The 8,635-nt window shown below is 68.8% G+C and carries 11 protein-coding genes; 5 read left to right on the top strand and 6 right to left on the bottom strand.

Annotated elements, in window-relative coordinates:
- The gene (locus tag ACR2JI_RS04050) at positions 1-573 is read right to left on the bottom strand and encodes a TetR/AcrR family transcriptional regulator (RefSeq protein ID WP_526388283.1); all 573 of its coding nucleotides are present in this window, start codon (positions 571-573) and stop codon (positions 1-3) included.
- An 88-nt stretch (positions 574-661) separates the two neighbouring features.
- Positions 662-2,317: an AMP-binding protein gene (locus ACR2JI_RS04055; protein WP_526388285.1), complete on the bottom strand. Its 1,656-nt coding sequence runs from the start codon at positions 2,315-2,317 to the stop codon at positions 662-664.
- Between the two features lie 99 nt (positions 2,318-2,416).
- Between ACR2JI_RS04055 and ACR2JI_RS04060 the strand changes: the two genes are divergently transcribed.
- The gene (locus ACR2JI_RS04060) at positions 2,417-3,325 is read left to right on the top strand and encodes an LLM class F420-dependent oxidoreductase (RefSeq protein WP_526388307.1); all 909 of its coding nucleotides are present in this window, start codon (positions 2,417-2,419) and stop codon (positions 3,323-3,325) included.
- Here the strand turns inward: ACR2JI_RS04060 and ACR2JI_RS04065 are convergent.
- Entirely contained in the window at positions 3,315-3,542 is a 228-nt protein-coding gene (locus ACR2JI_RS04065; protein ID WP_526388287.1) for a hypothetical protein, read from the bottom strand. The two genes, ACR2JI_RS04060 and ACR2JI_RS04065, sit on opposite strands and share 11 nt — an antisense overlap.
- 61 nt (positions 3,543-3,603) lie before the next feature.
- Here ACR2JI_RS04065 and ACR2JI_RS04070 point away from each other — a divergent pair, with 61 nt between their 5' ends.
- Positions 3,604-4,485, top strand: coding sequence for an alpha/beta hydrolase (locus ACR2JI_RS04070; RefSeq protein ID WP_526388309.1), 882 nt, complete (start codon positions 3,604-3,606; stop codon positions 4,483-4,485).
- Here ACR2JI_RS04070 and ACR2JI_RS04075 read toward each other — a convergent pair.
- Positions 4,463-5,263 carry a HugZ family pyridoxamine 5'-phosphate oxidase gene (locus ACR2JI_RS04075; RefSeq protein WP_526388289.1) on the bottom strand — a complete coding sequence of 267 codons (801 nt, stop codon included), beginning with the start codon at positions 5,261-5,263 and terminating at the stop codon, positions 4,463-4,465. The two genes, ACR2JI_RS04070 and ACR2JI_RS04075, sit on opposite strands and share 23 nt — an antisense overlap.
- A 92-nt stretch (positions 5,264-5,355) precedes the next feature.
- Between ACR2JI_RS04075 and ACR2JI_RS04080 the strand changes: the two genes are divergently transcribed.
- The 3 genes from ACR2JI_RS04080 to ACR2JI_RS04090 are packed head-to-tail and all read left to right on the top strand — an operon-like array spanning position 5,356 to position 7,928.
- The gene (locus ACR2JI_RS04080) at positions 5,356-5,832 is read left to right on the top strand and encodes a GreA/GreB family elongation factor (protein ID WP_526388291.1); all 477 of its coding nucleotides are present in this window, start codon (positions 5,356-5,358) and stop codon (positions 5,830-5,832) included.
- Complete coding sequence (locus tag ACR2JI_RS04085) at positions 5,832-6,806, top strand: NADPH:quinone oxidoreductase family protein (RefSeq protein WP_526388293.1); 975 nt, start codon at positions 5,832-5,834, stop codon at positions 6,804-6,806. The genes ACR2JI_RS04080 and ACR2JI_RS04085 overlap by 1 nt, the downstream gene beginning before the upstream one ends.
- Positions 6,807-6,812: 6 nt before the next feature.
- On the top strand, positions 6,813-7,928 hold the full coding sequence (locus tag ACR2JI_RS04090; protein ID WP_526388295.1) for a maltokinase N-terminal cap-like domain-containing protein: 1,116 nt from the start codon (positions 6,813-6,815) through the stop codon (positions 7,926-7,928).
- A 121-nt stretch (positions 7,929-8,049) separates the two neighbouring features.
- Here ACR2JI_RS04090 and ACR2JI_RS04095 read toward each other — a convergent pair whose 3' ends face one another.
- The gene (locus ACR2JI_RS04095; protein WP_526388297.1) at positions 8,050-8,256 is read right to left on the bottom strand and encodes a ferredoxin; all 207 of its coding nucleotides are present in this window, start codon (positions 8,254-8,256) and stop codon (positions 8,050-8,052) included.
- Between the two features lie 13 nt (positions 8,257-8,269).
- The coding region (locus tag ACR2JI_RS04100; protein ID WP_526388299.1) for an FAD:protein FMN transferase at positions 8,270-8,635 on the bottom strand (366 nt) is incomplete at its 5' end.

The following is an 8,635-nucleotide window of genomic DNA, read 5'->3' on the forward strand; positions in this document are numbered from 1 at the left end:
TCAGTTTCCTTCCGTCTCGGACTTCAGCAGGCTGCGCAGCCGTTTGTGCACGGCGTCCAGGGGAGCGACATCACGCGCCGTGCGGGCCATGACGAGCCCGCCCTCCAGGGCCGCGATCACCAGGGCCGCCAGTTCGACGGCCTTGCCGCGGCTGACGCCGTCGGCGATGAGCCGCTGGGCGATCAGCTGATTCCATCGCTCGAAAGCGTCCGCGGCGTGCTGCACGGCGGCAGCGGTCCGGGGGTCCGGATCGCCGGCCTCGACGGCCACCGCCATCACCGGGCAGCCCGCCCGGAAGTCACTGTCCAGCAGGCCCTTCCGATAGAAGCGAACAGCGACGTCGAGCATCCCCACCGCACTGGAGGCACCGGCGATGGCGTCGGCGACGTAGCCTGCCGCATAGTCGACCGCTTCGCAGAGCAACTGCTCGCGGCCGCCCGGGAAGTGGTGGTACGCCGATCCGCGCGGCGCACCGCTGTGCTCGAGAACATCGGCGATTGCGGTGGATCGCGCTCCGCGCTCCCGCATCAGCAGGGCGGCGGAGACGACCATCCGTTCACGGGGTCCAGCCATTTAAGTATGTAACCATACATAGTCCGCTGTCGTCGAGCGTGTGCCCCATGGACGGCAATCGGGCCTCAGATGTCCAACGGGCCCACGTTCAACCGGTGTGTCCCGTCGCGATCGCCTTCGCCCACCTGTAGTCGGCCTTGCCGGCCGGTGAGCGCACCACCTTCTCGGTGCGGATGAATGCCTTGGGGACCTTGTAGTCGGCGATGTGCTCCCGGCAGGCATCAGCGAGTTCTTCGTCTGTGGCGCTGCGGTTTTCGCTGAACTGCACGATCGCCACCACCTCCGCGCCCCAGCGCTCCGATGGCCGGCCGGTCACCACGACGTCGTAGACGGCGGGATGGCTGGCGACGGCGCGTTCGACCTCCTCGGCGAAGATCTTCTCGCCGCCGGAGTTGATCGTCACCGAGTCCCGGCCCAGCAGTTCGATACGGCCATCGGCCAGGATGCGCGCCTTGTCGCCGGGGATGGACCAACGCACACCGTCGATGGTGGGGAAGGTGCGGGCGGTCTTCTCCGCGTCCCCGAGGTAGCCCAGCGGCACGAACTCCCGACGGGCCAGCCAGCCGTCGCCCTCGCCGGGCAGGAGCACCCGGCTGAAGTCCGCTGCCACCACGGTGGTGTCAGCGAGTGCGGTGAATGTCGCCGCCTGCACGTCGGCGCCCTTGGTGGCGATGGTGGTCATCTGCGCGCCGGACTCCGATGCGCCCACGGCGTCCATGATCATCAGATTCGGGAGTGCCTCCAGGAGACGATCCCGGACCGTCGGCGACAGCGGTGCCCCGCCGTTGGTCAGGGCCAGCAGCCCGGACAGGTCGTAGTCGCCCTTCTCGATCTGATCGACGAGCGGACGGGCCATGGCGTCGCCGACCACCGGAATGCCGAGCACCCGTTCGCGGGCGGCAAGTTGCAGAATTCCATCGGCGTCGAACCGGACCACATCGTCGGGGATGGCGATCCAGCCACCGGTGCTGATGGTGTTGAACACACCCCATTGCGCAGCACCGTGCATCAGCGGCGGAAGCAGCAGCAGCGATCGGAAACCGGCTTGTGCGCGGACCTGTTCGATCAGGTCCTCGTAGGAGTTCAGCGCCGCTCCGCCCGCCATGAAGGGCCGGCCGCCCATCGCCGACATGAAGATGTCGTGCTGACGCCACAGCACCCCCTTGGGCATTCCGGTGGTGCCGCCGGTGTAGAGGACGTAGAGGTCGTCGCCGCTGGGAGTGGGCATCCCGCCGGCCGGAGCCGGTGTGGCGGTGATGGATTCGTAATCCACCGCACCCGGCAGCAGCTCGTTACCGGATCCGTCGTCGACCTGGATCAGCACCGTGAGGTCGGGCAGGTGGCCGAGGATGGCCTGCACGTTCGGGGCGAACTCACCGGCGTACACCAGTGCACGCGCCTTCGCGTCGCCGAGCAGGTACAGCAGTTCCTCTTCGACATAGCGGTAGTTGATGTTGAACGGCGCCACCCGGGCTCGGTAGCCGGCCACCATCGCCTCGAGGTACTCGTTGCCGTTGCGCAGGTACAGCCCGACGTGGTCCTGCCCGGACTGATGCCCCGCCAGCGAGTCGCGCTCGGCGTGACAGCCCAGGCCCTGGGCCGCCAGGTAGTGCGCGACGCCGTCGATGCGGGCGTCCATCTGCGCGTAGGTCAGCCGCCGGTCACGCCAGACGAAGACCTTCTGGTCCGGCAGTGTCTCTGCGACGGTTCGGAACACGGTGGAGAGATCGAAGCTGACGGCCATGGCCCTACTGTAAGCGTCGGCCACCCCGGCGGAAGCGTTGCGGAGGTCGATCGCCATGCTGACAGGTGAGAAATGACCGACGTCTAGGAGTGCGCCGTGATCAACCGAGCCCGCATCGATTTCCCGTCCCGCATCGGCGTCTGGTGGGCCAGCGAATTCTGGCCAATGCCGGCGGCCCAGGAGGTGGCTCGGGAGATCGAGTCGCTGGGGTACGGCTCACTGTTCCTGCCCGAGGTGGGACTCAAGGACGCCATGGTGGAATCGGCCGCCTTCCTCGACGCCACCGAACGCCTGGTGGTGGGCACCGGTATCGCCAACATCCATGCCCGCGGGGCCGGAACGATGGAGGGCGGCGGCCGCACACTGACGGCGCTGTACCCCGGCCGGTTCATCCTCGGCCTCGGAGTCAGCCACGGACCGCTCGTGGAGAACATGCTCGGCGGTACCTACGACAAGCCGCTGTCCACCATGCGGACGTATCTGGATCGGATGGCGGCCCTCCCGGAGGCGGTCGAGTCCGGTTCCGGTCGGCCCACCCGGCTGCTGGCGGCATTGGGCCCCAGGATGATTGAGCTTTCCGGGACCCACGCCGACGGGGCGCATCCGTACCTGGTCAACCCGGAGCAGACGGCGCGGACCCGCGAGATCCTCGGGCCGGACAAGTGGATCGTGTCCGAGCAGGCCGTCGTGGTCGGCGGTGACGATGCCGAGCAGATGGGTCGCGCGCATCAGCATCTGGAGATCTACTCCGGACTGCCGAACTACCGCAATTCATGGCTCCGGCAAGGTTTTGACGAGTCGGACTTCATCCCCGGTGGTTCGGAGCGGCTGGCCCGGGGCATCGTCGGTATGGGCTCAGTCCAGCAGGCTGCCGCGACGGTGACCGCGCACCTCGACGCCGGAGCCGATCATGTGGTGGTGCAGGTTCTCGGTGACGGTAACCCGATGTGGGATCCGCGCCCGGCGCTGCGGGAGCTGGCCGGGGTATTCGGCCTGACTAACGCTTGAGCCAGCCCTGCACCTTGGGAAGTTCGCGGGTGTAGACCTCGTACATATCGTCCTCGAAGTACACCGCACCGGAGATCGTCTCGCTGTCCTGCCAGATGACCCGGACGCGGATTTTGCCGCGGCCGAAAGCGTCGGTGCGGTCGCTGCTCATCAGGTGATTCCAGCCATGGTCTGCGCCCAGTTGGGTGAGTGCCTGACGTTCGTCGGTTCCAGCCATGACTTCCTCTTCTCCCGCCCGTGCCCTGCAGGAAGGCTACTTCATACTGGTGTGCGTGCCGCTGATCCGCGAGGACGTCCGCATCCCCTCCCACGGCGAAGAACTGGCCGCCTACCTGTACCGGCCGGCCGCCCGTGCTGCCGGCCCGGTGCCCTGCGTGGTGATGGCGCACGGCTTCTCGGCCACCCGCGATGACGCACTGCCCGGCTATGCCGAGGCCTTCGCGGACGCGGGCTTCGCGGTGGTGGTGTTCGACTACCGACACTTCGGCAGATCCGGAGGACAACCCCGGCAACTGCTCGATATCGGCCGCCAGCAGGACGACTATCGCGCGGTGATCGATTGGGCCCGCCACACCGAGGGCATCGATCCCGACCGCATCGCGCTGTGGGGTTCGTCGTTCAGCGGAGGCCATGTGCTGGCCGTGGCGGCCGGTGATCCGCGGATCGCCGCGGTGATCTCCCAGGCGCCCTTCACCGACAGTGTTGCAGCCGTCCGTGCCATGCCGGTGCGAAACGTCCTCCGGGCCGCCGTCGCCGCGGTGGCCGATCAACTCGGCGCCCTGCTCGGCCGGCCGCCGCGGTACCTGCCGGCGGTGGGCGAACCTGGAACCTTCGCCGCGATGACGGCACCGGAGGCCAAGCCCGGATTCGATGCGATCCGCACACCGGAGTCGTTGTGGCGCAACGAAGTCGCTGCGCGGATAGTTCTGCATCTCAGCCTCTACCGGCCCGGGCGCCTGGTCGCGCGGATCGGCGTTCCGGTGCTGTTCTGCGTCTGCGACGACGACGCCACCACACCGCCGGGGCCCAGCATCGAAGCCGCCCGGCGTGCGCCGCGCGGTGAGTTGCGGCGCTACCCCTACGGGCACTTCATGATCTACCACGACCCCCGGGTGAAGGCCGATCAGGTGGAGTTCCTCAGCCGCGTGCTCGGCGGGTGAGATCGACAGTCGCGGAACGCAGTTCGCCGAACGAGACCAGCGGCGTACCGAACCCCACCCGGGTGTAGGCGGGTGCGCCGCGTGGCGTCGTCACCTTGAGATCGAGGCCGTAACGGTCGATGCCGGTGCACACCGCCGTCTCGGCGTCCGGGTAACCGCCCAGGGCCCGGGCCATGTCGGACAGCGCGACGGCGTGGTCGGCGTTGAGGTGTTCGATGGCGCCGGCCGCATGCGGGCGGATCGGGTCCGGTGCGGCGGCCGCGTAGTCGGCCGCGGTCGCGGAATCCATCCGGCCGTAGCCGCCCACCCAGCGGACCCGCGCCACGCGCAGCACCCAGACTGAGAAATCGCTGTAGTCGATGTAGTACTTCGCTGCCGGGACGGCCGCCACATGCGCGGCGCGGGCGGCCTCCAACTCAGCGCCGGCCGGCTGCTCGACCACCCCTGCCAGGGTGATGCGCGCGCTGGCCAGCGGGTCGGCCTCGGCGTCGGGAGCGACGATGGACAGGCTGGCCCGCGGGTCGGCGGTCAGGTTGCGACCGTGCTCGGCCAGTTGCGAGACGCACAGCACCGGTGCCCCGCCCAGGAGTCCGTAGGTGACGAACGACGCCCATGGATCACCGGCGGTGGTCAGGCTGGCCAGTGTCGCGGCGTTGGTGGACGCGGCGATGGTGCGCGCCTCCTCGGCCGCGGACGGCCGTGCGGGGTCGGCGATCTCAGTCAGCGGCGGGGGAATGGTCGGGGCGTCCCCCGGGTCTCCGTGATCGCGGGTGGCCACGGACCGGACGATACCCCGGGGCGGGGATCAGCCGTGGTGCGGACGACGGCGGTACTCCTCCGTGCCCAGGGACGACCCGGTACCTTGTCGGCATGAGTCCGAACACGGGATCCAAGAAATTCGCCGAGCAGGAGCACGCCCGCCTGGAATCCGAGCTGGCCGAACTGCGGCGCCGGCGCGAGCAGCTGCACGCCGAGCTCCGGGCGGACGCCGAGAGCGTGGGCGACCGTGGTGACGCCGCCGAAGCCCTGCAGCGGGCCGAGGATCTCGGCGGGCTCGATGAGCAGATCGCCCGGTTGACCTGGCTCCTTGCCGGTGGCAACACCACCGTCGAGGGCCAGCTGCCCAACGGCACCCAGGTCAAGCTGCGCTGGCCGGACGGCGAGGAGACCAAGATGCGGGTGGTCAACTTCATCGAGGAGACCCCGGCCGGTGAGGAGGACACCACCCTGACCGCCGACAGCCCGCTGGGCCTGGCCCTGTTCGGGCACAAGGCCGGTGCGGAGATCACCTACCGCACCCCCCGCGGCGAGCAACAGGTCACTCTGCTGTCGATCAAGTTGCCCTGATGCGGGCGGTCCGGGTCGGTGCACTCGGTGGTCCCGAGTCGCTGGAGATCGTCGAGATCGACGAACCGGCCGCCGACGGCGGTGTCGTCGTCGATGTTCACGCCGCCGGGGTCGCGTTCCCGGACGCACTGCTGACCCGTGGGCTCTATCAGTACCGCCCGGAACTGCCGTTCACCCTCGGCGCCGAACTGGCCGGGGTGGTCCGATCCGCACCCGCGGGCGCGCACGTCAAACCCGGCGATCGGGTGCTCGGGCTGACGATGATCGGCGGCGCGATGGCAGAGACCGCGGTGCTCGGCGCCGAACGGGTCTTCCCGCTGCCCGACTCGGTCAGCTTCGAGGCCGGCGCCGGCCTGTTGTTCAACGATCTGACGGTGTACTTCGCACTCACCGTGCGCGGCCGGCTGGCACGGGGCGAGACGGTGCTGGTGCACGGTGCGGCCGGGGGTATCGGAACCTCGACACTGCGGCTGGCTCCGGCACTGGGAGCCTCCCGGGTGATCGCGGTGGTCAGTACCGAGGAGAAGGCCGACGTCGCCCGCGCGGCCGGTGCCACCGATGTGGTGCTCGCCGACGGATTCAAGGACGCGGTCGCTGAACTCACCGGCGGTAGGGGCGTCGACATCGTGATGGATCCGGTCGGTGGTGACCGGTTCACCGACTCGCTGCGCTCGCTTGCCCCGGCCGGCCGGCTGCTGGTGGTCGGTTTCACCGGCGGGGAGATCCCGACGGTCAAGGTGAACCGCTTGCTGCTCAACAACATCGACGTGGTCGGTGTCGGCTGGGGTGCCTGGACGATGAGCCATCCCGATGCTCTCCGGGAGCAGTGGCAGGGGCTGGCTGCGCTGCTGAAGTCCGGCGCGCTGGCCGCACCGCAGCCCGATGTCTACCCGCTCGCCCGCGCCGCCGAGGCTGTCGCGGCGCTGGAGAACCGCACCGCCCGAGGCAAGGTCGTGGTTCGCGTCCGCGACTGATGTCCGGTGAATCCTGATTGGGCGCAATGGCTTCCGCGTCAGCGCTGGTACGCCGGACGCGATCGAGTGCTGTCCTCGGTGCTGCCCCGTGTGGTGCTGCCGCTGCGCGACCAGGTGAATATCACGCTGCTGGATATCACCTACACCGATGGGTCAGCGCAGTGCTACCAGGTGGTCGTGCCACCGGAATCTGAGTCAGATGCCGCTCGGCAGTTGTTGGGATTGATGGAACCGAATGTCGTGCCGCACGTCAGTGCCTCCGCACGGGTGATCGGCTCCGAGCAGAGCAACACCAGTGTGGTTCTCGGCGAGCAGGTGATCCTGAAGCTGTTCCGCCGTGTGGCCGTCGGGGTGAACCCCGATGTCGAGCTCAACCGGATCCTCGGTGCGGCCGGCAATCCGCATGTGGCGCGACTGGTTGGCAGTTATGAAATCGCCGAGGGCGGTGAGTCCCGCGCGCTGGCCATCGCGAGTCAGTACTGCACCGGCGCCGTGGACGGCTGGACGATGGCGACAGCCGGCGATCTGGGTGCCGACGAGTCCTATCGCCTAGGCGAGGCGGTCGCCTCGGTGCACGGCGATTTGGCCACCGCACTCGGAACCTGGGTTGCCACCGTGCCTGTTGATCGGATGCGTGCGCGCCTCACCGTGGCCGTGGACAGTGTTCCTCAACTGAGTGACTTCGCATCGGCCATCGAGGAGCGCTATGCCGCGGTGGCCGGCACGCCGATGACCGTGCAGCGGGTGCATGGAGATCTGCACCTGGGTCAGGTGCTGCGCACACCGGAGGCGTGGCTGCTGATCGACTTCGAGGGCGAACCGGAACAGCCATTGAGCCAACGGCGCCAACCGGATTCGCCGCTGCGTGACGTTGCCGGGATGGTGCGGTCGTTCTCCTATGCCTCCTCCTGTGCCGCCGCCGATCACGCCGTTGCGGACCGTAACAGCGCGGCTTTCTGCGATGGTTATGCGGCCCGGTCGGGCGCAGATCCGCGACTGCACGCCGATGTGCTGACCGCCTACGAACTCGACAGGGCGGTGTATGAGGCTCGATACGAGGCCCGGCACCGGCCGGACTGGCTGCACATCCCGCTACGCTGCATCGCCCGCCTGGTGGGCTGATCCCCGCCGGGAGCGACGGTGCCGTGCTGCCCGCCTCGTAGCGACAATCCGCGCGCCGACGACTCGGGGCCGGCAATTGTCGCTATGAGGCGGGCACGAAGAGGTGCGCCTGGAATCCGGATCAGTCCAGAATCTTCAGCGCCAGCCGCGGGCAGCGCTTGACCGCGGCCTTGGCGTACTTCGCATCCCCGGCCGGGATCTCCGGCTCGCGTGATCCAGTGCGGGACAGCGGGTAACCCCAGTCGTCGCGGGTCAGCAGCTCGGGCAGCAGTTCGGTGCACAGCCCGCGGGCATCGCAGAGGGTCCAGTCGATATGCAGCCGGCTCACGGGTTCCGCCGAATCATTGCGGCCAGCCCCCGACCGTCCGCACCGATCCGTCATGGGCGATCAGGCGAGCCGGAACATCAAGGGAGGCAAGCCAATCGGGAGCCCGATGGCCGCGGATTATCGCTGCGGTGCTCAGGGTGTTGGCAGCCAGGCAGGTGTCGGCACCTACGCTGACGCTGCGCCACACCGGGTCGGCCGAGACGCCGGTGCGTGGGTCGACGATGTGGTGGTGCGCTTCGCCGGCCCGGAACCATCGTCGCCGCCGGGTGCTCGAGGTGGCCAGGCCCGCATCACTGAAGAGGGCCACCTGACATGCGGGGTCCTCGTCGGTGTCCTGCACCAGGACCTGCCAGCCGCCCTCGGGTGCGGGCCCCGCGGT

Origin of the sequence: Mycobacterium sp., from assembly GCF_051006775.1 — a bacterium.
Taxonomy (GTDB): Bacteria; Actinomycetota; Actinomycetes; order Mycobacteriales; family Mycobacteriaceae; genus Mycobacterium.